23 protein-coding genes are annotated in these 26,686 nt (G+C 40.3%); 22 read left to right on the forward strand and 1 reads right to left on the reverse strand.

Translation table 11 applies throughout. From position 1 onward, the window contains the following. Positions 1–14 precede the first annotated feature (14 nt). Positions 15–1,235 carry an ATP-grasp domain-containing protein gene (locus LC455_RS05055; RefSeq protein ID WP_223588758.1) on the reverse strand — a complete coding sequence of 407 codons (1,221 nt, stop codon included), beginning with the start codon at positions 1,233–1,235 and terminating at the stop codon, positions 15–17. A 208-nt stretch (positions 1,236–1,443) separates the two neighbouring features. On the opposite strand from LC455_RS05055, the gene LC455_RS05060 reads away from it, so the two are divergent. The 22 genes from LC455_RS05060 to LC455_RS05165 all read left to right on the forward strand — a co-directional run bounded on the left by LC455_RS05060 (position 1,444) and on the right by LC455_RS05165 (position 26,669). Continuing rightward, positions 1,444–2,010, forward strand: a complete 567-nt coding sequence (locus tag LC455_RS05060; protein WP_223588759.1) for a GNAT family N-acetyltransferase — start codon at positions 1,444–1,446, stop codon at positions 2,008–2,010. Between the two features lie 113 nt (positions 2,011–2,123). Further along, a complete protein-coding gene (locus LC455_RS05065) occupies positions 2,124–2,495 on the forward strand; it encodes a hypothetical protein (RefSeq protein ID WP_223588760.1) in 372 nt (123 codons plus the stop codon). 143 nt (positions 2,496–2,638) lie between these two features. Then, complete coding sequence (locus LC455_RS05070) at positions 2,639–3,730, forward strand: endospore germination permease (RefSeq protein WP_223588761.1); 1,092 nt, start codon at positions 2,639–2,641, stop codon at positions 3,728–3,730. Continuing rightward, complete coding sequence (locus tag LC455_RS05075) at positions 3,723–5,135, forward strand: spore germination protein (protein ID WP_223588763.1); 1,413 nt, start codon at positions 3,723–3,725, stop codon at positions 5,133–5,135. Before LC455_RS05070 ends, LC455_RS05075 begins: the two co-directional genes overlap by 8 nt. Further along, entirely contained in the window at positions 5,136–6,290 is a 1,155-nt protein-coding gene (locus LC455_RS05080) for a Ger(x)C family spore germination protein (protein WP_223588764.1), read from the forward strand. A 180-nt stretch (positions 6,291–6,470) separates the two neighbouring features. Continuing rightward, entirely contained in the window at positions 6,471–7,295 is an 825-nt protein-coding gene (locus LC455_RS05085; RefSeq protein ID WP_223588765.1) for a M55 family metallopeptidase, read from the forward strand. 13 nt (positions 7,296–7,308) lie between these two features. Beyond that, on the forward strand, positions 7,309–8,241 hold the full coding sequence (locus tag LC455_RS05090; protein WP_223588767.1) for an ABC transporter permease: 933 nt from the start codon (positions 7,309–7,311) through the stop codon (positions 8,239–8,241). Beyond that, positions 8,241–9,194 (forward strand): ABC transporter permease, encoded by a 954-nt coding sequence (locus LC455_RS05095; RefSeq protein ID WP_223588768.1) that lies wholly within the window; start codon positions 8,241–8,243, stop codon positions 9,192–9,194. Before LC455_RS05090 ends, LC455_RS05095 begins: the two co-directional genes overlap by 1 nt. 4 nt (positions 9,195–9,198) lie before the next feature. Beyond that, complete coding sequence (locus LC455_RS05100; RefSeq protein ID WP_223588769.1) at positions 9,199–10,197, forward strand: ABC transporter ATP-binding protein; 999 nt, start codon at positions 9,199–9,201, stop codon at positions 10,195–10,197. A gap of 27 nt (positions 10,198–10,224) precedes the next feature. Next, complete coding sequence (locus tag LC455_RS05105) at positions 10,225–11,859, forward strand: peptide ABC transporter substrate-binding protein (RefSeq protein WP_223588771.1); 1,635 nt, start codon at positions 10,225–10,227, stop codon at positions 11,857–11,859. 98 nt (positions 11,860–11,957) lie between these two features. After that, entirely contained in the window at positions 11,958–12,881 is a 924-nt protein-coding gene (locus tag LC455_RS05110) for a S66 peptidase family protein (RefSeq protein ID WP_223588772.1), read from the forward strand. A 14-nt stretch (positions 12,882–12,895) separates the two neighbouring features. Then, positions 12,896–13,996, forward strand: a complete 1,101-nt coding sequence (locus LC455_RS05115) for a mandelate racemase/muconate lactonizing enzyme family protein (RefSeq protein WP_223588774.1) — start codon at positions 12,896–12,898, stop codon at positions 13,994–13,996. Next, positions 13,989–14,903 carry a C40 family peptidase gene (locus tag LC455_RS05120; protein ID WP_223588775.1) on the forward strand — a complete coding sequence of 305 codons (915 nt, stop codon included), beginning with the start codon at positions 13,989–13,991 and terminating at the stop codon, positions 14,901–14,903. The genes LC455_RS05115 and LC455_RS05120 overlap by 8 nt, the downstream gene beginning before the upstream one ends. A 2-nt stretch (positions 14,904–14,905) precedes the next feature. Further along, positions 14,906–15,910, forward strand: a complete 1,005-nt coding sequence (locus tag LC455_RS05125) for an oligopeptide/dipeptide ABC transporter ATP-binding protein (protein WP_223588776.1) — start codon at positions 14,906–14,908, stop codon at positions 15,908–15,910. A 3-nt stretch (positions 15,911–15,913) separates the two neighbouring features. Beyond that, positions 15,914–16,690, forward strand: coding sequence for a serine hydrolase (locus LC455_RS05130; protein ID WP_223588777.1), 777 nt, complete (start codon positions 15,914–15,916; stop codon positions 16,688–16,690). A gap of 165 nt (positions 16,691–16,855) precedes the next feature. After that, entirely contained in the window at positions 16,856–18,142 is a 1,287-nt protein-coding gene (gene kynU, locus LC455_RS05135; protein ID WP_223588779.1) for a kynureninase, read from the forward strand. A 155-nt stretch (positions 18,143–18,297) separates the two neighbouring features. Further along, a complete protein-coding gene (locus tag LC455_RS05140) occupies positions 18,298–19,599 on the forward strand; it encodes a Gfo/Idh/MocA family protein (RefSeq protein WP_223588780.1) in 1,302 nt (433 codons plus the stop codon). 178 nt (positions 19,600–19,777) lie between these two features. After that, on the forward strand, positions 19,778–21,124 hold the full coding sequence (locus LC455_RS05145) for an ABC transporter substrate-binding protein (protein ID WP_223588782.1): 1,347 nt from the start codon (positions 19,778–19,780) through the stop codon (positions 21,122–21,124). A gap of 1,166 nt (positions 21,125–22,290) precedes the next feature. Further along, positions 22,291–23,232, forward strand: a complete 942-nt coding sequence (locus LC455_RS05150; protein ID WP_223588783.1) for a carbohydrate ABC transporter permease — start codon at positions 22,291–22,293, stop codon at positions 23,230–23,232. Between the two features lie 8 nt (positions 23,233–23,240). Further along, on the forward strand, positions 23,241–24,077 hold the full coding sequence (locus LC455_RS05155) for a carbohydrate ABC transporter permease (RefSeq protein WP_223588785.1): 837 nt from the start codon (positions 23,241–23,243) through the stop codon (positions 24,075–24,077). Positions 24,078–24,119: 42 nt separating this feature from the next. Then, positions 24,120–25,460: an ABC transporter substrate-binding protein gene (locus LC455_RS05160; protein ID WP_223588786.1), complete on the forward strand. Its 1,341-nt coding sequence runs from the start codon at positions 24,120–24,122 to the stop codon at positions 25,458–25,460. 96 nt (positions 25,461–25,556) lie between these two features. Beyond that, on the forward strand, positions 25,557–26,669 hold the full coding sequence (locus LC455_RS05165) for a glycoside hydrolase family 88/105 protein (protein WP_440446380.1): 1,113 nt from the start codon (positions 25,557–25,559) through the stop codon (positions 26,667–26,669). Positions 26,670–26,686 lie beyond the last annotated feature (17 nt).

A 26,686-nucleotide genomic window follows, 5' to 3' on the forward strand; every position in this document is an offset into this window, starting at 1 on the left:
TTTTTATTCGCTCCTTATTGGTAGAAATTATATTTCTCATAATCTTTCAAAAGGGATGTCATTTCATCCGCATTTTCTCCAAAAAAGAAAATGGTTCCATAATGATTCCCAAATCCTACCCGTTCTGCCACTTTGGATGTAACAGGAATGAACATATTATGTTTTACAAAATAAGGATGATTCTTTAGCTTATTAGGTAATTGCAGCTTATCAACGATTTTTACTTTAGGATAGACCATGAGATTGCCAGAGTACCCTTTTGCGGAAACCACTTCCTCAGGGAAAAACGCTTCAATTTCTTCTTCGGTCGTATCTGGGTCACAGCAAAGAACTTGGCCTTGATAAGGGCTGAATCCATAGGCATTTTCAATATGTTCAAAAATATGGCCGCCAGGAATACGGTTCGCTACCTCACCGAAACTCACTATCCCATCTTGAGTGATAAAAAACTCAGGATGGATGATGCCATATTGGATTTCAAAAGCATCCACAAGTTTCTCAATAGTTTCCCTGATTTGCGGCCTCCATTTTTCAAGTGAAGGAGAAGCAGGGACGAAGTTAGAGTGGCCTAACTTTACATATTCAGTAATGTTTAGGAACCTGATTTTTCCATTATGGATAAACGCCTCACATGAGAATTCCTGACCTTCCAGGTGGCTTTCCATTAGTAACGGGAATTCTGAGTCGTCAATTTGGTCAATCTCTTCCTGTTTTCGAATCATGTAATGTCCGACTGTGCCTGCCTTATCAAATGGTTTAACGTGAATAGGGGCATAGTCTTCCTCATCTATAATACAAAGCGCATCATTGATTCTTTTTAAAAAATAATAGATTTCTTCCTTGTTGGTTGCTTCTTCGAAGACTCCAACACGAATTCCTGCTAGTTGTGCTTTACGCTTCATCAAGCCTTTGTCACGGAGAAGCAGAGATTTATGGAAAATGCGCGGGTTATTCCATAGCCTCGCATTCATGGCACCAGCCCACTCGACGGTCTCTTCGTAGATTGGGACAGCCACTTTTGTATTAAGATCCTTTAATTTTTCAAAGAGTTCATCCGACCGCTCCTCTAATTGGCGGAATACCCATGGGATAAACTGGATGCCATGGTTGTCAGCAAAACTTTGAAATTCAGGTGGACCAACAACCACAAATGGTCGATTCATTTTGTCAATTGCTTCAATTGCTTGCAGGCTCCAGCCCAGTAATGCCGTTACTTTACCCTTATTCTGTTTCATCTGAATTAACTCTCCCTATTATTGAAATATGTAAAAGATCCTAACAGCCCCATTTTAGCAAAATATAATATTGTGATTTTTGTATTTACAAAAACAAAATAAATATTCAAAAAAATCTTAATAATAGATTTACATTGATTAACTAAAATGGGAGAGACATTAGAAATGATGTTTTCAAAATAAAATATTCGGGCAAAGGGGTATTAGGATGAGCAACTGGTATACTAGATTGACTGATTATTTTCCAGAAAAAGAAATGAAATCTAAAAAGCATTTTGAAATCCTTTTGCAAGAAAAACAGGGAATCTACCAAGTAGAGGAAAGCCAGGACCATGTATTAGTTTACTTTGAAAAGGCTGATTATATCTTCATAGATTATATACTAGTGGCTCGAAACACCAGGGGAACTGGGAGAGGAAGTGTGATCCTTGACCAATTGAAACGAAAAGGAAAAGCGATTATCCTGGAGGTTGAACCAGTTACTCTTATAGATCCCGACTCGGAAAAACGAATAAGATTTTATGAAAAGAATGATTTCTTGAAGATGGAATCGATTAGTTATGAAAGAATCCATATGGTCACGAATGAGTTGAATAAGATGGACATTTTTTGTTGGTCGCCAGTACATAGAACGGAACAATGGGTGTATGACCAAATGAGAGAAATTTATACGGAGGTCCATGCTTTTAAAGCCAGGGAAGTGTATGGGCGTCATCCCCAGTCTGATTCTGAGGTCCTTTGGCTGAGAGAATTAACGAAAGTTATGATTGGTTAAAATCGAATACTATACTTATTTGAATTTGATAAGTGCTTTAAAATGAGAATAATTGAAACTAAAATCGAGCTTGTTCGTATAAATAGTATTAAGTTTTTAAGGAGAGTTGAATATTGTTTCTAGCAGAACTACATCAGGAGGAAAAAGAGGCTTTTCTTGAACTGGCCCACCTGATTGCCACAATCGATGGAAATGTATCTATTTATGAATTTTCTATTCTTAACAAATACAAAAGCGAAACGGGACTTGAAGATTATCAACTAAAGGGCCTCGCAATGGAGGATATTCTCAAGAAATTCAAAACGGAACGCGCACGAAATATCGTGTTAGCGGAGCTCTTTAAACTAATCTATTCAGATGGAGTGTTTCAAAACGAAGAAAGCGAAACCGTCAACTTAATTAAGGCGCATTTCGGCTTTAATTCCAGTGAATTTGGAAGTTTCAAGGATTGGGTTGGAAAAATTAAGGAATTATCAAATTCATAGTAGAGCCTTTTAAAATATAACCTTTGTTTATGCCTTTAATAGGGCGGAACAAAGGTTTTTTTGCGTGCTCCTGGGGAATGTTAATGAACACGAATAGTTTACACAAGCAATAAGAATAATATGGAAAAAAAGGAAATGAAAAAATGCAGAATAAGCTAAGATTTATTTCCATTGTGTATGTCATATTACTATCTGTAGGCCTTTTTGCACATGTTGAAATTATTCCGTTCCTATTGAATACAGCAAAAAGAGATTCTTGGGTAAGCATTCTATTAACGTTTATCATTCTGCCTTTATGGATTTATCTCCTATACAAGATAGTCTCCATTTTAAACAAACGGTCAATCATCCATCTCTTAAAAGATAGTGGGAGTGTATTCAGTTATTACATTCTGCTTTTTCCAATCGCTTTATATATGCTAATCGATGCTTTTGTTACGGCGAAAGAAATTATCTACTGGTCACAATTAAGCTATATGCAAGGGTTCAACAGTTTCACTTTGGGGTTAGTACTTCTTATTTTCTGTTTGATTTGCACCGAATCTGGATTGTTTTCCATTGGACTATTAAGCAGTATTCTTTGTCCGAGCGTTCTTTTTTTAGGCTTTTTTATTTCATTTGCGAATATGAAGAAAAAAAATTATGAACTGCTATTCCCATTGTTTACTGATGGATTTTTGCCCGTCACAAAGGGTCTCCTGTATACGTCCTTACCCATTTTAGAGTTATTTATCATTTTTTTCTTAACTCCTGTTTTACAAAAAGCGGTTACAAGAAAACACCTATTCATAGTTGGGATGATCATTATTGGTTTAATGCTGGGACCTACCATTGGGTCAATTGTTGAGTTTGGCCCGGCAACGGCTGCTAAATATCGATACCCGGCTTATGAACAGTGGCGCATAATTTCCATTGGGAGATATTTTTCCCACACCGATTTTTTTGCGATTTTTCAATGGCTCTCAGGAGGAGTTGTAAGAATTAGTCTATTTCTCTTCATCTCTAGCCGAATTCTTACAAAAGGAATAGAGAATGTAAAAGTGGTAAGAATTATTTACTCCATCGTTTTTATCGCTTGCATTTACCCATTTGACCAGAGCCCTTTTGCGACCATGGTCTATGGATATTTCCGGCCTATATCTTTCTTTTTGTTAATCATACAAATTTCAATCATAACAATCTATATTGTGAAGAATAAACAGAAATGGCTAGAGGCGGGGTTAAATCATGAATGAACATTTATTTTCTATTGAAAATCTCCAAAAGCTATTTAATTATTCATCTGATATTGAAATTAAAGCAGATCAAAATGCTCCCAATCCGGTCATCTTTGTTTATTGCATACCTTTAACAGATGCAAGTCTGGTTCAATCTGTCCTTTTGCCTTCCAGTGAACATTCCAACTCCATTTATCAATCTCTCCAGATGGAGATTCTGGAAAGAGAGGAAACTACTTCTGAAAAAATCGAGGAGGCCATTTTCTCGGGGAAACTAATGGTTATTCCTTCAGGAGAAAAGGTTTATTTTTATAATATTAGTAAATTTCCCACCAGACAGCCGGATGAATCTGTTGCCGAAGTTTCGATTCGTGGGCCGAAGGATGGTTTCGTTGAGGATATTACAACCAATCTTGGTTTAATTCGAAAAAGGCTGCGGACGTCCTCTTTGGTCATTGAAGATTACACGATCGGCAAAAGAACCAATACAAGGGTTTCACTTCTTTATATTAAAGATATTATTAACGAAAAGATATTGAGTGATATCAAAGGCCGGCTTGCTGCCTTAGACGTCGATATAGTAACAAGCACATCGATGTTGATGGAATATTTGATGGAAAATAAATTTACTCTTATTCCAACGATAGACTACTCAGGCAGGGCTGATTACGTCGCGGAATCCATCAATCAAGGGAGGTTCGCCATTGTTGTGGATGGAGCCCCAACTGTATTGATTGCACCTGCGGATCTTTCCTTCCTATTTAAGACACCTGAAGACGATAACACCAGTTTTTATTTTGCCTCATTGGAACGGATGTTGCGCATTATAGGTCTTTTTACGACAACTTTTCTGCCAGGGTTTTATACGGCGTTGATTACACATAATGTTGGGCAATTACCACTTCCGCTTATTGCCACCATCACGAATTCCAGATTAGGCCTGCCGTTTTCACCACTTATTGAAGTCCTGCTCATGCTTGTCATGTTTGAGTTATTTAAAGAAGGCGGAGCCCGCCTGCCGAAGGGAATTGGACAAACCGTTGCCGTTCTTGGCGGATTGATTATTGGTGATGCGGCTATTCGCGGGGGGATTACTTCTCCTACAATGCTCGTTGTCATCGGAGTAACAGCTATTTCCAGCTTTACACTCGTTAATCAGTCTTTATCAGGAAATATCTTTTTCATTAGAATATTTGTTTTGATCTTTAGCTACAGTATGGGGATTTATGGGTTTTTTATAAGTTTTATGTTCGTTTTGCTCTTTTTAACAAGGTTGAAGTCTTTTGGGGTTCCAGTATTAGCAGAAATCTCTTCGTCAGAAGGAAAAGATATCTTGTTCGCTTTTTTCAGAATCCCATTTTCCTTTATGAAAAAACGAAATGCCTCTTTACATATTAAAGATGGTACAAGAACAGGTGAATAGATGAAGAAATTTTTATACATTACATACGCCCTATTGCTTCTCACTGGTTGTTCCAAGATCAATGAGATCCAATTCCAAGCCTATGCAGTGGGGATAGGAATTGATTATAAAGCTGATGAATACCACGTGGTTATGCAGTTTTTAGACTTTTCGAACGTAGCTAAAACCGAGCAAGGCAAGAGTGATAAACCTAGCCCAATCTGGTTAGGAGTTGGAAAAGGTAAGACGGTTGAAGAAGCGATTGTTAAGATTTATCATGGTATACAAATTCCTGTAAATTATGACCAGATAAGTTTATTCGTTTTTGGAAAGTCATTATTGGAACATAGGTTAGGACATACCATCAAGGCATTGGATACCAATTTCAATATTCGTCTAACGGGAAAGGTCTACGGTACGGAGAAACCAATTGAAGAAATTTTTACTTCGCAGGTACCTTTTAATTATGCTTTCTCTAATTCCCGGATTAATCAGCCCGAATACATGCAGCAGCAAGAATCGACTATTCCGACTATTTCCCTGCAAGAATTGATTTATCAATTTGATGAAAAAACAAAAACTATATTGCTGCCATGCATCTCTGTTAATAAAGAGAATATAAAGCAGAACTTGGAGAAATTTCCTGTGACTACTTTTAATGGGGCATATGTCATGAAAGATGAAAAAATGAAGGGTTTTTTAACAAGCAAGGAACTTGAAGGTTTTATCCGCGTGAACAATAAGGCGATACGATCGCCTGTAATCATTACTGAAAGGAAAAATAGGGAAGAGGATCATGTTCAAATAGAATTATTAAATCCGAAGGTCAAAAGAATCATGAATAAAGACAAAAATGAGGTTCAGGTTGGATTGGATATAAAGATTTCAGCTATAGTCAGAGAATCCGACCATACCATTCTTGCTCCAAGAATTAAAAGGAAGATTAAAGAGAAAATTAGAGACCATGTATATGAAGCCTATGTAAATAGCGATAAAATCGGGGGAGATATATATCAATTCGAAGACTATATGTATCGATTTATGCACGATGACTGGATGAGGTATCAAAAAAGCGGGAAATTTCCAATCTTAAATAAAAACGACATTCATGTAAAAGTAAAGCCGCTAAAAAGCATAAATAAAATAAATGCCGGGATCCATCTTCCCTTAAAATAGGGAGATTGATGCCATTAATAAATAAGAAAAATTATTAACTTAAAGACGTCAAACTTGATAGACGTCTTTTTTTACGAAAAAATGGTACTTTAATATCATATTTTTAATATGTTTGTAATATTTAGTAAATTAAGATTATAATAGTATTAAAATAATATTTTAATAGAAAGGGGTATTTGAGTGAAATTATATGTTTCCGTGGATATGGAAGGAATCACTGGCATGGTTGACCATACTCAAGTTGATTCTGGCAAGCATAACTATGAGCGCAGCCGGATTATTATGACGGATGAAGCAAACCATGTCATTACAGCTGCTTTTGATTCAGGATGTGATGAAGTAGTCGTAAATGACAGCCATTCAAAAATGAATAATCTTTTAATTGAGAGGCTCCACCCTGAGACACAACTGATAACTGGTGATGTGAAACCATTTTCAATGGTCCAAGGGTTAGATAAAACCTTTACGGGGGCGGCCTTTGTTGGCTACCATGCCCGTGCCGCCTTAAAAGGCGTCATGTCCCATTCCATGATCTTTGGGGTCCGCAATATGTACATCAATAATGTAGCAGTAGGCGAATTAGGATTCAATGCCTATGTCGCAGGATATTACGATGTTCCTCTTCTAATGGTAGCGGGTGATGACCGTGCCGCCTTTGAGGCAGAGCAACTGATTCCGGGTGTGACAACCGCAGTTGTAAAGGAATCTATTTCAAGGTCTGCAGTCAAATCGTTAACACCGGCAAAAGCAGGACAGCTGCTTCGTGAAAAAACGGCCATCGCACTTAACAATAGAGGTAAAGTGAAACCGCTTACACCGCCAGATAGGCCGCTTCTAGCGATTGAATTTACCAATTATGGGGAGGCGGAATGGGCAAATTTAATGCCAGGCACAGAAATCGTCCCAGAAACGACAATTGTTCGTTTCCAAGCGAAAGACATATTAGAAGCATACCAAGCAATGCTAGTAATGACGGAATTGGCGATGAGAACAACATTCTGTTAGGAAGTGGACGAGCATGAATACATATTTCATTAAACGAATTGCCGCGATGATTATCACGTTATGGCTTATCATTACAGCAACCTTTTTCTTAATGCATTCAGTACCAGGATCACCATTTAATGAGGAAAGAACAACCAATGAAGCCGTACAAAAGAACCTCGAAGCCTATTACCATCTAGATCAGCCTCTCTTAGTCCAATATGGGAATTACCTATCAGCACTTGTCAAATTAGACCTCGGACCTTCGATAAAAAAATCATCTCAGACTGTAAACGACATGCTGGGGAGAGGATTTCCGGTATCATTTGAGCTTGGATTTTACACACTTTTAGTCGCAATTTTTTCAGGCATATTACTTGGTGTATTAGCTGCCCTTCGCCATAACGGCATCATCGACTATGTGGCGATGAGCATTGCGGTACTGGGAATTTCGATTCCGAACTTTGTCATGGCTACATTTTTGATTGAGGAGCTGGCTGTAAGATTTCCGATATTCCCAGTCGCTACATGGACTAGCCCGAAACATATGGTATTGCCGATTTTAGCGCTGGCAACAGGACCAATGGCGATTATCGCCCGCTTAACGCGCACAAGTATGCTCGAAGTATTAACCCAGGATTACATTAAAACGGCGAAAGCAAAAGGCCTATCCCCAGTGAAAATTGTTTTTAAACATGCCTTAAGAAATGCTCTTTTGCCAGTTGTGACGGTTTTAGGTTCATTAGCTGCCAGTATCTTAACCGGTACGTTTGTGATTGAAAAAATATTCGCGATTCCCGGGATGGGGAAATACTTTGTTGACAGTATCAATACACGTGATTATCCAGTCATTATGGGAACAACCGTCTTTTATAGTGCCATTTTGATTCTTATGCTGTTAATCGTCGATCTCGCCTATGGGGTTTTAGATCCACGAATTAAACTCCATAAAAAGGAGGCGAAATAATGGAGCTGCGGAAACAGGAAAACAGAAATATTTCGGCAGATGTTCCTGATGAATGGTTTGTACCGAAAGCACGAAATCAAACAGAAGCAGAAGCTGTCATAAGACCGAGCTTGTCGTACTGGAAGGATTCCTGGCTCAGACTGGTAAAAAATAAGCTGGCGATGGCAGGTTTGGTATTCTTGGCCTTTCTAACCTTATTGGCTATTTTCGGACCAATCATTTCACCCCATTCGGTGGAAAAGCAATCGTTAACACTGCAGAATTTGCCTCCATCTAGTAAGTATTGGTTTGGTACCGATGATTTAGGCCGCGATGTCTTTACCAGAACCTGTTATGGTGCGCGAATCTCATTATTTGTTGGGTTAATGGCGGCCCTGATTGACTTTGTTATTGGGGTTGTTTATGGCGGTTTTTCCGGGTATAAAGGCGGCAGAATCGATAACTTAATGATGCGATTTGTGGAGATTCTCTATGGCCTTCCTTACTTACTCGTTGTTATTTTAGTCATGGTCGTAATTGGACCGGGATTGACAACTATTATTCTTGCATTATCGATAACGGGCTGGGTTGGGATGGCGAGAATTGTCCGAGGGCAAGTCTTACAAATTAAAAACTATGAATTCGTCCTGGCATCAAAAACGTTCGGTACGAAAACTGCGCGGATTATTAGAAAAAATCTGCTGCCGAATACGATGGGGCCGATCATTGTTCAAATGACACTAACAATTCCGTCTGCTATTTTTGCAGAAGCATTTTTAAGCTTCATCGGCCTCGGCATCCAAGCACCGCATGCAAGCTGGGGAGTAATGGCGAATGATGGTTTATCTACTATTCTCTCAGGCTACTGGTGGCGTTTGTTCTTTCCAACCTTGTTCATTTCATTAACCATGTTTGCGTTTAATGTTTTAGGTGATGGATTACAGGATGCCCTTGATCCAAAGTTGAGGAGGTAACATCATGGAGAAAATTCTTCAGGTTAAGGATTTACAAGTATCCTTTTCAACCTATGGCGGCGAAGTAAATGCTGTCCGAGGTGTCAGTTTTGACCTGCATAAAGGTGAAACATTAGCCATTGTTGGTGAATCAGGCTGTGGGAAAAGCGTCACTTCTCAAAGCATCATGAGGCTCATTCCTAGTCCTCCCGGCAGAATAACGGGTGGAGAAGTTCTTTTCAAAGGTATGGATTTAATTAAGTTAAAAGAACCGGAATTGCGGAAGCTTCGCGGTTCCAATATTTCGATGATTTTCCAAGATCCGATGACGGCTTTAAATCCAACGCTTACGATTGGTGAGCAAATCATGGAAGGAATTATCCAACATGAAAAGATATCACGGGACGAGGCAAAGAAAGCAGCCATCGAGATGCTTACTCTTGTGGGAATTCCTAGTCCGGAGCAGCGGTTAAAACAATATCCCCATCAGTTTAGCGGCGGTATGCGGCAGCGAATCGTCATTGCCATGGCACTTGTGTGCAAGCCGGATGTATTAATTGCCGATGAACCTACAACCGCACTTGATGTTACCATTCAAGCACAAATTCTGGAGTTATTTAGAGATATCCAAAAGAAAACAGGGGTATCGATTATCTTGATTACTCACGACTTGGGTGTAGTAGCACAGGTTGCTGACCGCGTTGCCGTCATGTACGCGGGGAAAATTGTTGAAGTAGGGACAAGGCGGGAAATCTTTTACCGATCACAGCATCCATATACAGTGGGATTACTTCAATCTGTACCACGGCTTGACATGGAAAAAGGAGAACTCGTTCCCATACCAGGAACACCGCCTGACTTATTTTCCCCTCCTGTGGGATGTGCCTTTTCGGCACGCTGTCCCTATGCGATGGAAGTCTGTGATAAAGCCTACCCGTTTAAAATCCAGCTGAGCAGCCATCATCAAGTAGATTGCTGGCTCCAGGACGAACGGGCTAAAAAATTGGTTTCAACATTTGTTTAACTATAAAAAATACTGAGGGGGAAAGTCATGAAAAAGTTTTTGACAATGTTGGTAACTTGTTTACTTGTATTTGCTTTAGCAGCTTGTACAGCAAATAAGGATGCCGGAAGTGAGCCGAAAAAGGATGATGGAAAAGGAAAGTCAAAGGAAAAGGTAGAAAAAGTTCTTAACCTAAATAACAGTCAAGAGCCAACATCTTGGGATCCTGCCATTGGATTCGATGCTGTTTCTTGGAATTCATTAAACAACATTATGGAGGGTCTGACTCGTTTGGACCAAACCCATGAACCAAAAGCTGCAACCGCTAAAAGCTGGGATGTTTCAGAGGACGGAAAAACCTATACCTTCCATATTCGAGACAATGCGAAATGGTCAAATGGTGACGACGTTACTGCTGGTGACTTTGTATTTGCTTGGAAACGCCTTTTAGATCCAAAAACAGGATCCTCTGCTGCCTTTTTAGGATATTTCATCGAAGGCGGCGAAGCATTTAACACTGGAAAAGGAACAGCTGATGATGTAAAAGTAAAAGCGGTTGATAATAAGACGTTTGAAGTAACCTTAACAAGCCCGCAGGCTTATTTCTTAAGTGTTATTGCTAATCCTGCGTTCTTCCCAATCAATGAAAAAGTAGCAACAGCTAATCCAAATTGGTTTGCTGAAGCAAGTTCATTCGTGGGTAATGGTCCTTTCAAACTAACGGAATGGAACCATGATAGTGATTTCACTTTTACAAAGAATGAAAAATATTGGGATGCTAAAAATGTTAAATTAGATAAAGTTCATTGGGCAATGGTTGATGACCCGAATACAGAATATCAAATGTTCAAGACAGGGGAGTTAGATACATCTGATGTCCCTGCAGAACTTGCTGACCAGTTGTTTAAAGAAGGCGATGTGAAGGTAGAAGACCAAGCTGGTGAATATTTCTACCGATTTAATCTTACAAAAGAGCCTTTCCAAAACGAGAATATTCGTAAGGCATTCGCGCTAGCGGTTAACCAGGAGCAAATGGTTGACCTTGTAACAAAAAATAAGGAAAAGCCGGCTTACGGTTTTGTGTCCTACGGATTTAAGGATGCAGCAGGTAATGACTTCCGAAAAACAAACGGAGACCTACTTAAAACGGATGTTGCAAAAGCAAAAGAATTGTTGAAAAAGGGTATGGAAGAGGAAAATTACACGAAACTTCCTGAAGTAACGCTTACTTATAGCACAAGTGATGCACACAAAAAGATCGCTGAAGCCCTGCAGCAAATGTTTAAGGAAAATTTAGGTGTTGACGTAAAGCTTGCCAATATGGAAAGCAGTGTGTTTGCAACTGATCAAAAGGCATTAAAGTTCCAGTTATCACGGAGCTCATTCCTAGCTGACTATGCAGATCCAATCAACTTCTTAGAAAACTTTATTACTGGATCTCCAATGAACCGCACAGGCTGGAGCAACAAAGAATTTGACCAATTAATAAAAGATGCAAAGAATGAAAAAGATGAAAAGAAACGTTTTGAGATGATGTATAAGGCTGAAAAGGTATTATTTGATGCCGCTCCAATTATTCCTATTCACTTCTATAACCAAGTATATTTACAAAATAAGGATGTAACAGGCATCGTTCGTCATCCAGTTGGATATTTAGAATTAAAATGGGCAGATAAGAAATAAGCGATAGTCTTAATTTTAAATAAAAGGGATGTTCAGCCGGACATCCCTTTTACCCTAGAAACATAGATTTATAGATGGTGTCGAAAAGGGGTTTTCTAATGAATGCAGTCAAGCCAAATCGTCTTAAAGTAGGAGATACTGTTGGAGTTATTGCTCCAGCTAGCCCGCCGAATCAAGAAAATCTAGTACGTGGAATCACTTTTTTGAAGGATTTAGGATTAAAAGTCAAGGGTGGAAAACATGTATCCCGTATTAATGGTTATTTAGCCGGCTCCGATCAAGAAAGATTAGAAGATTTCCATGAAATGTTCGCTGACCCAGATGTTAAAGCTATTATTTGCGCCTGCGGCGGTTTTGGAACAGGAAGAATTGCCGAACAAATTGACTATGAATTAGTTAAAAGGAATCCAAAAATTTTTTGGGGTTATAGCGATATTACTTTTTTACATACGGCCATTCGGCAACAAGCGGAGCAGGTGACCTTTCATGGGCCGATGCTTGCTTCGGATATAGGGAAAGAGGACACACACCAAATGTCTAAAAAAGGTTTTATGCAATTATTTGAGCCTTCCTCTTTCGTCTATACGGAACAGATTTCTCCATTAGACGTTTTAGTTGATGGTGAGGCAAGTGGAGAAATCGTTGGTGGGAATTTGTCGCTTCTAGTCAGCACTCTTGCAACAGAATACGAAATTGAGACGAAGGGTAAGCTGCTGCTTATTGAGGATGTGAATGAAGAACCCCGGTCCGTGGACCGAATGCTTAATCAGCTTTATATGGCTGGCAAACTTAAGGATGCTAGCGGCATACTTGTAGGAGATTTTTGTGATTGTACACCACAAAGGAATCTTACCTTATCGTTAGAAGAAGTCATTGCCCATTATGTTCAGCTCGCAGACAGGCCGGCGATGAAGGGATTCATGATGGGGCATTGCAACCCAAATATCGCTATTCCCTTAGGTGTACAGGCATCCATGAATACGTATGAAAAAAAACTAATTGTCGATAGCGGCATCTTGTAAAGGATGGATAACCCATGATTATTGAGCAAATTGAAACATTCCGAGTTGCTGTTCCGCTCATAAAACCGTTTAAAACGGCCCTTCGAACAGTGACGACGGCTGAATCCATTTTTGTGAAAATAAACTGTGATAATGGGATCGTTGGCTGGGGTGAGGCGCCGCCTACCATTGTTATTACGGGTGATAGCCTCTCGAGTATTGAATCGGCAATCCATCATGTGATTAAGCCATTTTTACAGAAGAAAAGCTTGCTTCAGTATGAGGTGATTTTTCAGGGACTTAAGACGCTTTTGGTTGGAAATCCGAGTCCGAAGGCAGCTGTAGATATGGCAATTTATGATTGTCTATCTCAATATTGCAAACTGCCGCTCTATCAATTCCTCGGCGGCCATAAAAAGGAAATGGAAACAGATTTCACCGTTAGCGTGAACGGACCAGAGGAAATGGGCGAGGATGCGGTTTCCTATATTCAAAAAGGCTTCAATGTCCTGAAGGTAAAGGTGGGGAAGGACGATATCGCTGCCGATATAGAACGGATCCTGGAGATAAGAAGACGGGTAGGAAAAGATATTAAGATACGTTTGGATGCGAATCAGGGATGGTCAGCGAAGGATGCCATCCGGGCTATTCGTAAAATGGAAGACAATGATTTGCGGATTGAGCTTGTAGAACAGCCGGTTAAAGCAGAAGATATTGAAGGTTTGAAGCAAGTAACGGATGCAGTCGACACACTCATTATGGCCGATGAAAGTGTGTTTACCCCGAAGCAGGCCTTCCAAGTATTAAAAACAAGAAGTGCTGACTTAATAAATATTAAACTGATGAAGGCTGGTGGAATCTATCAAGCCCAAATCATCAACCAACTGGCTGAAACATGCGGTGTCGAGTGTATGGTCGGCAGTATGATTGAAACTCGTCTTGGAATCACGGCTGCAGCTCACTTTGCTGCAAGCAAGCAAAATATTAACCGTTTTGATTTTGATGCACCGTTAATGCTAGCAAAGGATCTCGTGGAAGGCGGAATCCAATATAATAATAGATTAATAACAATGCCGGAGTCTCCAGGACTTGGAATTAAGTGCATTGACATTGAGGGAGGGGTCTTAATTGGCTAAATGGATTGTAAATGTTCCGGTCGCAACCGTATGGACGTCCTTTGATTCACCACGGAAAATCGATAACGATGCTGTATCTAACCCTGGAAGGATTAAATCGTGGTTAGAGGGATTGACATATGAAACCAGGCTTGAATTATGTAACGCAAACCTTGTTCAAACTCAAGTTTTATATGGTGAAGAAGTTGTAGTTGTAGAGGAAAATGGTGATTGGGCACATGTGATTATTCCTAGCCAATCCACTAGAAAGGAAGACCGCGGCTATCCAGGATGGGTTCCAAAAGCCCAATTAGTGAAGGCTGTTGATGGCTGGAATTTAACAGATGGCCCGGTCGCTGTTGTGACCAGCCAAGAGGCAAAGTTGTATAAAGAGAATGATTCTTTTAGTATAGAACTCTCCTATCTAACCACACTGCCTTTCATAAATGAACAGTATGGCAAGGTGTACGTCAAAACCCCAGATGGGACTGCTGTGCTAGATACAGAGAATGTCGTTGTCTCCGATTCACCTGCAAGGGGAAATGGACAGGGGATTGTATCAGCAGGCGAGCAGTTTCTTGGCCTGCCTTACTTGTGGGGGGGGATGAGCAGTTTTGGCTATGATTGCTCAGGATTCAGTTACTCGATGTGCAAGGCAAATGGGTATGTGATCCCCCGCGATGCCAGTGACCAGGCAGCAGCAGGAGAAAAAGTTGAATTAACAGATATCGAACCAGGTGATTTATTATTTTTTGCCTATGAAGAAGGAAAGGGAAGAATCCACCATGTAGGCATTTATTATGGAGAAGGAAAATTGCTTCATTCTCCAAAGACAGGAAAAACGGTGGAAATTATACCATTAGAAGGAACGATATACGAGCGGGAATTATGTGCCGCAAGACGCTACTGGGGTAAGACGGAGGCATAACTATGGAAAAGTTATTACAAGTAAACAATTTAAAAAAACATTTTCACTTAGGAAAAGATCAAGTTTTAAAAGCCGTTGATGGGGTAACCTTTCATATTAACAAAGGGGAGACATTCGGAATTGTTGGTGAATCCGGATGCGGGAAGTCTACAGCCGGTAGAACGATTATCGGGCTTTATGATGTAACAGAGGGTGAGGTTGTTTTTAAAGGGAAAAATATCCACAAGTTCACATCAAAAGAACGATTTGGTTTCCATAGGCAAATGCAAATGATTTTCCAAGACCCATATGCTTCGTTAAATCCAAGGTCAACCGTGAGTGAAATCATATCTGAGCCGATGGAAGTCCATGGCCTGTATCCCAATAAACAAGAACGGTTAAATCGTGTCTATCAATTATTAGAAGATGTCGGTTTAAATCGAGAACATGCCAATCGGTATCCGCATGAATTTAGCGGCGGTCAGCGCCAACGGATTGGAATCGCCAGGGCCTTATCCCTTGACCCTGATTTTATCATCGCTGATGAGCCGATTTCTGCTTTGGATGTATCCGTTCAGGCACAGGTTGTTAATTTGCTGACCAAACTGCAAAAGGAGAAGGGATTAACCTATCTATTTATTGCCCATGATCTCTCAATGGTAAAGCAAATCAGTGACCGTATCGGTGTCATGTACTTAGGGCAATTAGTGGAGTTAACGACAAGCAGTGAGCTATATAAGAAGCCGCTGCATCCTTATACACAGGCATTGCTCTCGGCCATCCCGATTCCTGACCCGGATATTGAGGACAAACGTGAACGAATCATTTTAAAAGGGGAACTGCCAAGCCCGATTAATCCTCCAAGCGGATGTGTATTTAGAACCCGCTGTCCACTGGCCATGGATGTTTGTGCCAAGGAGAAACCAGTGTGGCAGGAAGTTGAGGATAGCCATTATATTGCCTGTCATCTATATGATAAAAACAAAGCCGGTGACCATGATTATTCTCAGGTTGCTGTCACGAGGTAACTAATGGAACAATTAAAGGCAAAAATCGAAGAAGAACTCCGCAGCTCGAGCGGCAGAATCGGTTTGGCTATCGAAATTGAGGGCGAGAGTATTTATGTAAATAGTGAAGAAGTATTCCAATCCGCAAGTTTGATTAAGTTACCAATTTTAATAGAGGCATTCCGGCAGATTGAGATAGGAAAACTAAATGAGAATGAATTGGTTTCCATTACAAATCCTGCAGGTGGGTCAGGCGTATTACAGGCCTTTTCCCGGGATGCGCTCTTGACAATTAAAGATTTCATGACGTTAATGATTACGGTCTCGGATAATACAGCCACCAACTTGCTAATTGATAAATTGGGAATGGCAAACATTTATCGATCCTTTGAAAAAATGGGGCTGCAGCATACCGCCCTTAATAGGAAAATGATGGATTTTGAGGCGATTGAACAAGGATTTGATAACTACACAAGCCCTTTGGATATGATGACATGTTTGAAGCTAGTCAAAGAAGGCGCCTTTTTAGCAAAGCAAAGCCGTGAGGCAGCATTAAAAATACTAAGTTATCAGCAATTTCAAGATAGACTTCCAGGCATGATGGAACTCGATAAGGTTAAAGTGGCAAATAAAACAGGCAGTCTTCCTCACATTGAACATGATTGTGCGGTGATAACGAATAATGGGAAAACAGCCTATGCAGTGGTGCTAATGGATCAGCTGGATGATGTATTTGCAGGAAAGCAGAAAATCAGTAGAATTGGTAAGCATATATTTGATTATATATTGGAAAAATCATAGAAGAAAAGGTGTTTTTTATTAAATGAATTGGCAGGGAATCCTTGAAGGATTCTCTTTTTTTACGTTAAAGCAACGGTGGGGAAGACCACCTTTAAAAATATTGACACGATGTCATATTCTTTGGTATGATTTTGTAAACGATTTCAATCGAGGGAAGGGTGGCTTATGATGACGTCGAATTTTTTACCAACTTTGGAGTTTGCTAAACAATTAGATAAAGAGGATACACTTGCACGATTTCGAGAGGAGTTTTATTTAAAGCCTGATTCCATTTATATGGATGGAAATTCTTTAGGTCTTCTTTCAAAACGAGCAGAAAAGGCTCTCTTAGATTCGTTAAACGATTGGAAACAGTATGGAATCGATGGCTGGACACAGGGGAATCATCCATGGTTCTTTATGGCGGAGGAGTTGGGCAAGAAGCTTGCGCCGTTAGTAGGAGGTTCTGCTGAGGAAGTGATTGTAACGGGTTCCACAACCGTCAATCTGCATCAACTTGTGTCAACTTTTTATCAGCCGGACGGAAACCGGACGAAAATATTGGCAGATGAACTAACTTTCCCATCGGACATTTATGCGCTTCAAAGCCAGCTGCGTACCCGTGGATATGATCCCGATACACATCTCATCCGTGTAAAAAGCCGCGACGGCCGCTTTTTAGAAGAGGATGATATTATCGAAGCGATGACGGATGACGTGGCTTTAATTGTCCTGCCAACCGTTCTTTACCGCAGCGGTCAGATATTGGACATCAAACGATTAACGGAAGAAGCTCATAAGAAGGGTATTTTAATCGGGTTTGATGCCTGCCACTCGGCTGGGGCTATTCCCCATTCTTTTAGTGAATGGGATGTGGACTTCGCCTTTTGGTGCAACTATAAACATTTAAACGGCGGGCCTGGCAGTGTTGGCGGTTTATTTGTCAATCGCAAGCATTTTGGAAAGATGCCTGGCCTTGCTGGCTGGTTTAGTTCGAATAAAGAGAAACAATTCGACATGGAACATACCTTAACACCTGCCCATTCAGCAGGAGCCTTCCAAATTGGAACGCCTCATGTCCTAAGCATCGCTCCCTTGATCGGTTCTCTAGAAATTTTTACAGAAGCCGGTATTGAAAATATTCGTGAAAAGTCTCTTAAAATTAATCAATATTTAGTAGATTTAATTGATACTGAGCTGGCTGAAATGGGATTTTTCGTTGGATCGCCAAGAGAAGATGCGCGCCGGGGCGGACATGTAAGCCTAGAGCATAATGAAGCAGCAAGAATTTGTAAGTCCTTAAAGGAAAATGGCATCATCCCTGATTTCCGGGCGCCAAACATCATCCGCCTTGCACCTGTTTCACTATATACTTCCTATGAGGAAGTTTGGAAAGTCGTTCAAATTCTAAAAAAAATCATGACTGAAAAGCAATATGAAAAATTCAAAAATGAACGGGAAGTAGTTGCTTAAATACACATGAGAACAAAAATAGTGTGGAAAAAGCCCCAAAAAATATCTTAAAAATTTACACAAAAGTCTAAAGATCTTCTATTATGGCGGAAACCGTTTTCATATAAAATGGGGACTAGAAAATAGGCCTTTTATAAAAAATGGAGGACACCGTCATGAAAAAGTATGTGATCTGCGGCGTTAGTAATCGGGCTTTAGAAATGTATATGAAACCACTCCTAAATGAGTTCTCAGCAGAAAATCGGATTGTTGGATTATTAGATTCTGATCCTTTAAGATTTACCATTGCGAATGAAAAATACCCGCAATTACAGTCGATTCCCACCTTCAATCCAGAACAATTTGAAAGCATGATTGAAGAAACGAAACCGGATTATGTCATTGTGACTGGAAGAGACGATACACATCTAGACTATATTTTAAGAGCGTTGCAGAAACAGGTAAACGTGATAACAGAAAAACCGATGGTGACAACCGCAGAAGATGCCTATAAGGTGATGCAGGCGGAAGCTAAGAGCAAAGGGAAAGTATTAGTCACGTTTAATTATCGGTACAGCGCGTTCCATCGGAAAATTAAGGAAATGATTCTCGAAGGGAAAGTTGGCAGAATTACTTCGATTGATCTAAATTGGTATATTGATACCTATCATGGTTCAAGCTATTTTAAACGCTGGAATCGGAATCGCGACATTTCCGGAGGCTTATCGATTCATAAATCCACCCACCACTTTGACCTGATTAATTGGTGGCTGGATCAAAAGCCGGAGGAAGTGTTTGCATACGGTGCTTTAAATTACTATGGTCAAGACGGAGAAATGAATCCGAAGAAAGAATCGGGCCGTTATTGCGGGACTTGTGATGTTCGCAATAACTGTGCTTATTTTAGGCGTTGGAACCCACGAATAGGCTCGACTACGGTAAAAGATGACCATCTATTAGCGGGTGTTTATGAAAAGGACGTACCTTATACGAATTATCGTCCCGATGCCTGTATTTTTGATGAGGAAATTTCGATAGAGGATACGTATGTTGCAGCTGTTAAGTATGATGGGGGCAGCTTGCTCAGTTATTCAATCAACTTCTCAGCTCCTTATGAAGGATACCGTCTAGCGATTAACGGAACAAAGGGAAGAATCGAAACGACTGAATACCATGAACCATCGAGGATACAGTTTGAATATCGTGATCAAACAATAGATTATTATCCTCTTTTTGGCGCAAAAGAGACGATAGAACTTGTCCAAAACTCTGGAGGGCATGGCGGCGGAGATCCGCTGTTATTAGAGGACCTTTTCCTTGGTCCAGACCCTGCCCGCGGCTATGAAATTTTAGCAGGAGCGGAGGCCGGTGCCTATTCCATTGCAGTCGGCGAAGGGGTATGGCGCTCTGTTGCCGAGAAGAAACCAATTAGCATCAAGGAAATCCTTTACCATTCCAATCACCAATTGACCAAGTAATAAAAAGCGGTTGACAACAAAGGGGATTACTTAGAGAAAACATACTAATTGTCAATCTTGATACAATTAGTATGTTTTTTTCTATTCTCCGATGAAATTAGCTTTGCACCTCCGTTTCAAAATGAGTAGAATAATTTTATACTTTTAAGGAAGTTGTTCGACACGAGGAGATAAAAGCATGTTAATAAAAAAATTAACAACTTCTTGGCTTGCGCTGACCCTAGTTATTGGCTTGGGGCTTACAGGTTGCAATGGTGAAGGATTTTCATCACAAGAATCAGGTCAAAAAGCTACTGGAAAAGTGAAAATCACTTTCTGGGATGATAATACAGGACCGCAGCGGACCCCCATTTGGGGAAAAATAATCGACCAGTTCGAGAAAGAAAATCCAACCATCGATGTGGAATATGTCGGATTGCCTAAAGACTCCGCTAAAGCAATGTTTGATTCCGCTATTGCGGCTGGAGAAATGCCTGATGTGGCTAGTGTGTATTCGAGCTGGCTGCCGGAATTTTCTTTTCGGGATGCACTATTGCCGCTAGATTCGTATTTTTCAGTATGGAGTCAAAAGGACAAAATCAACAAAGATGCCATTGAATTTAATAAGCGTATTGTCAGCGACCACAAACTATATGGGATTCCGTATACACAAAACCTTGACGTCCTGTGGGTCCGCTCTGATTGGTTTAAGGCAGTAGGGGTGAAGACGCCTGAGACATGGGACGAGTTCTTTCAAGATGTTAAAACGTTAACAGATAAATCGAAGGGACGATATGGATATACCATCCGTGGAGGGGCGGGCGGCTCTTTCCAATTACAACGGATGATGTATGCCTATTCAGGCATAAATACCTACTTTAAGAATGGGAAAAGCACCATTAACGATCCAAAGCATGCCGAATTCTTAAAAAAATACTTTGCCCTATATCAAAATTATACGCCTATGAGCGATATTACCAATGACTATAAAGCAATGATTACAGGATTCGATACGGGTTCGGTTGCAATGGTCCAGCATAATATCGGCTCCTATGCCGAGCATAGCGCAGCATTAAAAACTGACCAATTTCAGGCTATTCCTTTGCCAAAATCGATAGAAGGTCATTATGTCGCGGAAGACGGCAATACCATTGGAATAAGTATTTTTAAGGGAACCAATCATCCAAAAGAGTCATGGAAATTTGTCCGTTTCATTAATTCTAAGGAGGCGCAGAGCTATTGGAATCAAAGTGTCGGTCAAATTCCAACCAATTCAGATGCACTGAGTGAAGACTGGATAAAGACTTCCCCGCATATTCAGACAGCCCAGAAGGTCTATAATGATCCGGAAACGATTCTATTTGAACCGCCATTTTATCTGCCAGAATACCGGACAATCCTTAATACCATTGTCGACACAGGGACACAAGCGGTGTTAAGCGGGGAAATGACGGTAGAAGAGTTCTTGGAAAAATGGGCAGAGGCCATGGAAGCAGCCCAACAACAATATGAAGAACAAAATAATAAATATATCAGAGTAAAATAATTTTCAAAGCATTCGATGCAATTTGCAATCGGATGCTTTTTTTTAGTTTCGGCTGAATTAAAGAACATTGCTGGATTTGAACCGAGGCTCATGGGTTTTATGAACCAATCATAACGACCGCCGCCGTGCTTTTTTCAAGCTCACGGTCTTTAAGAACCAATCATAACGAACGCCGCCGTGCTTTTTTCAAGTCCACGGGCTTTATGAATCCTTCATAACGACCGTCACCCTGCTTTTTTCAAGTCCACGGGCTTTATGAACCAAACATAACGACCGTCACCGTACATTTTTCAAGCTCACGGGCTTTATAAACCAATCATAACGACCGCCGCCGTGCTTTTTTCAAGCTCACGGGCTTTATGAATCCTTCATAACGACCGCCGCGTCCTATTTTTCTGATCCACGGTCTTTATGAATCCTTCATAACGACCGCCGCGTCCTATTTTTCTGATCCACGGTCTTTATGAACCAAACATAACGACCGCCGCCGTGCTTTTTTCAAGCTCACGGTCTTTAAGAACCAATCATAACGACCGCCGCCGTGCTTTTTTCAAGCTCACGGTCTTTAAGAACCAATCATAACGACCGCCGCCGTGCTTTTTTCAAGCTCAAGGGCTTTATAAACCAATCATAACGACCGCCGCCGTGCTTTTTTCAAGCTCACGGGCTTTATATACCAATCATAACGACCGTCGCCGTGCTTTTTTCAAGCTCACGGGCTTTATAAACCAATCATAACGACCGTCGCCGTGCTTTTTTCAAGCTCACGGTCTTTAAGAACCAATCATAACAACCGCCGCCGTGCTTTTTTCAAGCTCACGGTCTTTAAGAACCAATCATAACGAACGCCGCCGTGCTTTTTTCAAGCTCACGGTCTTTAAGAACCAATCATAACGACCGTCGACGTACTTTTTTCAAGCTGACGGTCTTTAAGAACCAATCATAACGACCGTCACCCTCCTTTTTCCAGCCTTACGGGCCTTATGAACTTATCATATCGACTGTCACCCTGCAGTTTCCGTGTTGATTGGAGCGCAAATCAACAACTAAGTTTAACAGAACCTAGTTTTTTAAAATATCTTAAAATTTTAACCATTCATCTTAAAATCTTTAATTATGAAAGAAACCGTTTTCATTTAATATGGAAGCAGAGAGGAGGAAACTAGATGAGTTATTTACAAGGTGTTACTGAAACGGTCATTGAGAGTCAAAAGGCGGTAAATAAAAAGAAAGCTAAAAAGGAAAAATGGGTTCCCTATCTGTTCATTCTCCCTTCTTTCCTAATTGTCTTAGGTTTTCTTTTTTATCCTATAGGAACAGTTTTTTATTACAGTCTTCAGAATTATGATGTGTCAGCGCCATACTACAATGGCTTTGCTGGCCTTGAAAACTTTATCAACATCTTTACAAAAGACAAGATGTTCATCCCTAGTTTACTAAATAGCTTGAAATGGGTTGTATCAGAGGTTGGTCTTCAATTAATTTTTGGGATGATTTTGGCCTTATTATTGAACCAAACTTTTAAGTTTAGAGGCGTCGTGCGTGCGGTTGCCTTTATCCCTTGGGCAATTTCAGGAGTGCTTGCATCCACGATGTGGTCACTAATCTTTAACGAACATATGGGTGTACTCAATGACTTGCTAATGAAATTGGGAATGATTGATGAACCACAGGCATTCTTGGCTGGTACGTCAACTGCGTTTACCTCCGTGATCCTCGCAGAGCTTTGGAGAGGGATCCCATTCTTTGCCATCACCCTGCTAGCTTCCTTACAAAGTATTCCTGCTGAATTATATGAAGCAGCAAAGGTAGATGGTGCGAGCAGATGGAAGTCATTTATCTTTGTTACTCTGCCGCAATTGAAAAATACGATTGTTTTAACAACCTTACTGCGTGTTGTCTGGGAATTTAATAACGTGGATCTGTTGTTTAACTTAACGGGCGGTGGACCTGCACATTCCACAACAACACTAACCATGTACATTGCTGATTTAGCCGTTCATGGAAGTAATTTTGGATATGGTTCGGCATTAACAGTCGTTTCATTTGGTATCTTACTCATTTTCGCCATCCTATATCTGAAACTATCCCGTTATGAAAAGGAGTGATTTCTTAGATGTTTACAGCAAATAAAAAAGCAGACAAACTCTTAACTCTGTATCTTCCTTTGACGATGATGTTATGTTTTACCATCTTCCCAATTTACTGGACACTTAATACAGCTTTTAAACCTGAAGGGGATATCGTAAAACGTCCGTTGCAGTATATGCCGATTACGCCAACAGTTGATAACTTTGTCAATGCCTGGAACAATGTCGGTTTTGCTACCTTCTTTAAAAATAGTTTAATCGTGGGTGTATTTACGGTAATTGTAGTTCTCATTTGTTCTACTCTATCTGGATATGCCTTAAGCAGATACCAATTCAAGGGCAAGCGCGCCTTCATGCTCATGCTGTTATGTACTCAGTTCATCCCAAGAGCCATGATGATCATTCCTTTGTTCATCATCTTCAAAAATCTCGGGCTGATCAGTAACCCGCTTTCACTTATTATTACGTATACGGCTGTAGAGATTCCATTTACCACAATCTTGATGAGCGGATTTATCTCCAATGTTCCTAAGGAATTAGAGGAGGCAGCGATGATGGATGGCTGTACGAAATTACAATCATTGCGCCATGTAGTCTTTCCTTTATTGATGCCTGGTATAGTGGCAACGGGAGTCTTTACCTTCATTTATACCTGGAATGAATTTTTAATTGCATTGATGCTGACGAATAAACAAGCCAAATTCACTCTCCCTGTTGGTTTAAGTTCAATGATGGGAGAATTTAGTATCAACTATGGAGCTTTGGCAGCTGGAAGTGTAATCGCTTTAATCCCGGCAGTTATCCTATTTGCCTATGCACAGAAACACCTAGTAAACGGTATGGGTGGAGCAGTGAAAGGCTAATTAAAAATAATATTTACTAAAAAAATTTAAGGGGGCAATACCATGTTAAAGAAAAAAGTTACTACTTCCGTTCTTGCACTAACAATGGCAACCGGAATGCTGCTTACTGGCTGCGGCGGCGGAGAAAAAGCTTCTTCTACAACCAAAAAAGCGGCAACTAAAACAGATGAACCTGTTACCCTCCAATTTTGGGATGAAAACGCTGGTCCAGCTCGTACCCCTGTATGGGAAGAAGTTATTAAGCGATTTGAAGCCAAGTACCCGGACATTGATATTGAGTATGTTGGTATTCCAAATGCTTCCGCAAAATCAAAATATGATGCAGCGATTGCAGCGGAAGATACGCCGGATATTGGTTCTATGCAAACAACTTGGCTTCCGGAATTCTCAATTCGTAAAGCATTGCTTCCACTAGATTCTTATTTTAATAAATCAGAAATCAGCAAGAAAATTAACAAAGGCGCAACAGACGTAAATAAGAAAATCACTCAAGATGGCAAGCTTTATGGTATTCCTTATGCGCAAAACTTGGATTCATTATGGATTCGTACCGACTGGTTTGAAAAAGCTGGCGTCCAAGAGCCAAAAACATGGGACGAATTCTTTAATGTAGTTGAAAAAATGACGGATAAAGCAAATAACCGTTATGGCTTTACGATCCGCGGCGGAGCCGGTGCATCTTTCACGATTCAAAGAGCGATGTTTGCGTACAGTGGTTTAGACTTTTTTGATAAAAAAGGTAAAACCAACATAAATGATCCTAAACATGTGGAATTTGTTGAAAAGTATTTCTCTAACTATAACAAATTTACGCCTAAGAGTGACATTACCAATGGATATAAAGAAATGATTGCCGGCTTTGATACCGGAGTTGTAGCAATGGTACACCACAACCCAGGTTCTTTCGGTGAACATAGCAAAGCATTGCCAGCAGGTTCATTTAAATTGATTCCACTTCCACAAACAGATGATGGCAAATATGTTGCTGAGGGTGGAAATGCCGTTAACCTTGGTATTTTCAAATCTACAAAGCATGCTAAAGAAGCTTGGAAATTTGTAGAGTTTGTTAACTCTGCTGAAGCACAAAGCTACTGGAATGAACAAACAGGTCAAATCCCTACTAATAAAGTTGTATTAGATGATGAATGGGTACAGAAAGCGCAGCACATTAAGGTTGCATTTGATGTATACAACGATCCTAAAACAAAGATTTATATGCCTCCATTCTATTTACCAGATTACCGCTCCATTCTTGACGGTGTCGTAGATCCTGGTGTTCAGGCAGTCATGAGTGGAAAAATGACAGCAAAAGAATTCCTAGACCAATGGGCAAAAGCAATCGAAGACTCTAAAAAGAAATACGATGAAACATTTAAAAAGTAATTAAAGCTTCTTTTACTGGGTGTTGATTTTATTAACACCCAGTTGTCCTATATGAGAAATAAAAATTAAGACATGTTTTAAAAAGGAGAATAAAGAATGGGAATAACAACTGAACCAATCAAAACAGAAACAACGTTATTGATGGCAGAAAAAGCATGCCAAGCGTTAATGAATACATTCCGTGCTGAAGAATTACCTCCAGTAAATTGGTTTCATTATCACCAAGGCGTATTTTTATATGGAATGTACCGAGTTTGGGAAGCAACAGGCAAAGAAGAGTACTTAAATTACATTCAGGCCTATTACGACCATCTAATCGATGAAGAAGGAAACGTTGTTTTCGAGAGAGATCAGCTCGACTCGACAATGGCAGGGATTCTGTTGTTTCCTTTATATGAAAAGACAAAGAATCCAAAATATATGATTGCCGCAAAGAAATTAAGAAGTGCATTAGATACCATCAACAGAACATCTGAAAACGGCTTCTGGCACAAGGAAAAATACCCTTATCAAATGTGGCTGGATGGCTTATTTATGGGCGGACCATTCATGCTGCTGTACAGCAAGCATTTCCAGGAAGAAGAATTAGTACAGCACGTGTTGCTTCAAGAAAAGCTTATGCGCAAGCATATGACAGATCCTAAAACAGGCCTGCTTTTCCACGCGTGGGATGAGAAAAGAGTGCAGCCGTGGGCAGAGTCAGAAACAGGCTGTTCACCGGACTTCTGGGGACGTTCCGTTGGCTGGTACGGTGCGGCACTCATTGATATGTTAGAAATTTTGGGCGAAAAGAACCGTGGTCAAGAGGCATGGATTCAATCCCTACAAAGCTTCATTCCTGCTATCGTAAATTTCCAGGATGAAAAAACTGGGCTTTGGTATAACGTTGTCGATAAAGGAGATCGTCCAGACAACTGGCTGGAATCATCATGTTCGGCACTATTCTTATATTTTATTGCCAAAGCCATTAAGCATGGGATTGTGGATGAGTCTTATCGTGAGGTTTGTCAGAAAGCCTATGCAGGATTATTAAAGCATATGGTGGAAACGGACGACAATTCCTTTACATTAAAAGGAATTGTGATCGGTACCTCTGCAGGCACATACGATTACTACGTATCTCGTCCGACGTCTGAAAATGACTTGCATGGCATGGGGGCATTTATCTTAGCAAGTATGGCTCTCTATGAACTGAATAACGAAAAATAATATTATCTTAGAATAAT

The sequence above is a fragment of the Neobacillus bataviensis genome, from assembly GCF_019969725.1.

Excerpts from the sequence above, each read along its gene's own strand:
- LC455_RS05055 (WP_223588758.1), bottom strand. The coding sequence starts at position 1,235 with ATGAAACAGAATAAGGGTAAAGTAACGGCATTACTGGGCTGGAGCCTG.
- LC455_RS05060 (WP_223588759.1), top strand. The coding sequence starts at position 1,444 with ATGAGCAACTGGTATACTAGATTGACTGATTATTTTCCAGAAAAAGAA.
- LC455_RS05070 (WP_223588761.1), top strand. The coding sequence starts at position 2,639 with ATGCAGAATAAGCTAAGATTTATTTCCATTGTGTATGTCATATTACTA.
- LC455_RS05075 (WP_223588763.1), top strand. The coding sequence starts at position 3,723 with ATGAATGAACATTTATTTTCTATTGAAAATCTCCAAAAGCTATTTAAT.
- LC455_RS05080 (WP_223588764.1), top strand. The coding sequence starts at position 5,136 with ATGAAGAAATTTTTATACATTACATACGCCCTATTGCTTCTCACTGGT.
- LC455_RS05090 (WP_223588767.1), top strand. The coding sequence starts at position 7,309 with ATGAATACATATTTCATTAAACGAATTGCCGCGATGATTATCACGTTA.
- LC455_RS05095 (WP_223588768.1), top strand. The coding sequence starts at position 8,241 with ATGGAGCTGCGGAAACAGGAAAACAGAAATATTTCGGCAGATGTTCCT.
- LC455_RS05100 (WP_223588769.1), top strand. The coding sequence starts at position 9,199 with ATGGAGAAAATTCTTCAGGTTAAGGATTTACAAGTATCCTTTTCAACC.
- LC455_RS05105 (WP_223588771.1), top strand. The coding sequence starts at position 10,225 with ATGAAAAAGTTTTTGACAATGTTGGTAACTTGTTTACTTGTATTTGCT.
- LC455_RS05110 (WP_223588772.1), top strand. The coding sequence starts at position 11,958 with ATGAATGCAGTCAAGCCAAATCGTCTTAAAGTAGGAGATACTGTTGGA.
- LC455_RS05115 (WP_223588774.1), top strand. The coding sequence starts at position 12,896 with ATGATTATTGAGCAAATTGAAACATTCCGAGTTGCTGTTCCGCTCATA.
- LC455_RS05125 (WP_223588776.1), top strand. The coding sequence starts at position 14,906 with ATGGAAAAGTTATTACAAGTAAACAATTTAAAAAAACATTTTCACTTA.
- LC455_RS05130 (WP_223588777.1), top strand. The coding sequence starts at position 15,914 with ATGGAACAATTAAAGGCAAAAATCGAAGAAGAACTCCGCAGCTCGAGC.
- kynU (WP_223588779.1), top strand. The coding sequence starts at position 16,856 with ATGATGACGTCGAATTTTTTACCAACTTTGGAGTTTGCTAAACAATTA.
- LC455_RS05140 (WP_223588780.1), top strand. The coding sequence starts at position 18,298 with ATGAAAAAGTATGTGATCTGCGGCGTTAGTAATCGGGCTTTAGAAATG.
- LC455_RS05145 (WP_223588782.1), top strand. The coding sequence starts at position 19,778 with ATGTTAATAAAAAAATTAACAACTTCTTGGCTTGCGCTGACCCTAGTT.
- LC455_RS05150 (WP_223588783.1), top strand. The coding sequence starts at position 22,291 with ATGAGTTATTTACAAGGTGTTACTGAAACGGTCATTGAGAGTCAAAAG.
- LC455_RS05155 (WP_223588785.1), top strand. The coding sequence starts at position 23,241 with ATGTTTACAGCAAATAAAAAAGCAGACAAACTCTTAACTCTGTATCTT.
- LC455_RS05160 (WP_223588786.1), top strand. The coding sequence starts at position 24,120 with ATGTTAAAGAAAAAAGTTACTACTTCCGTTCTTGCACTAACAATGGCA.
- LC455_RS05165 (WP_440446380.1), top strand. The coding sequence starts at position 25,557 with ATGGGAATAACAACTGAACCAATCAAAACAGAAACAACGTTATTGATG.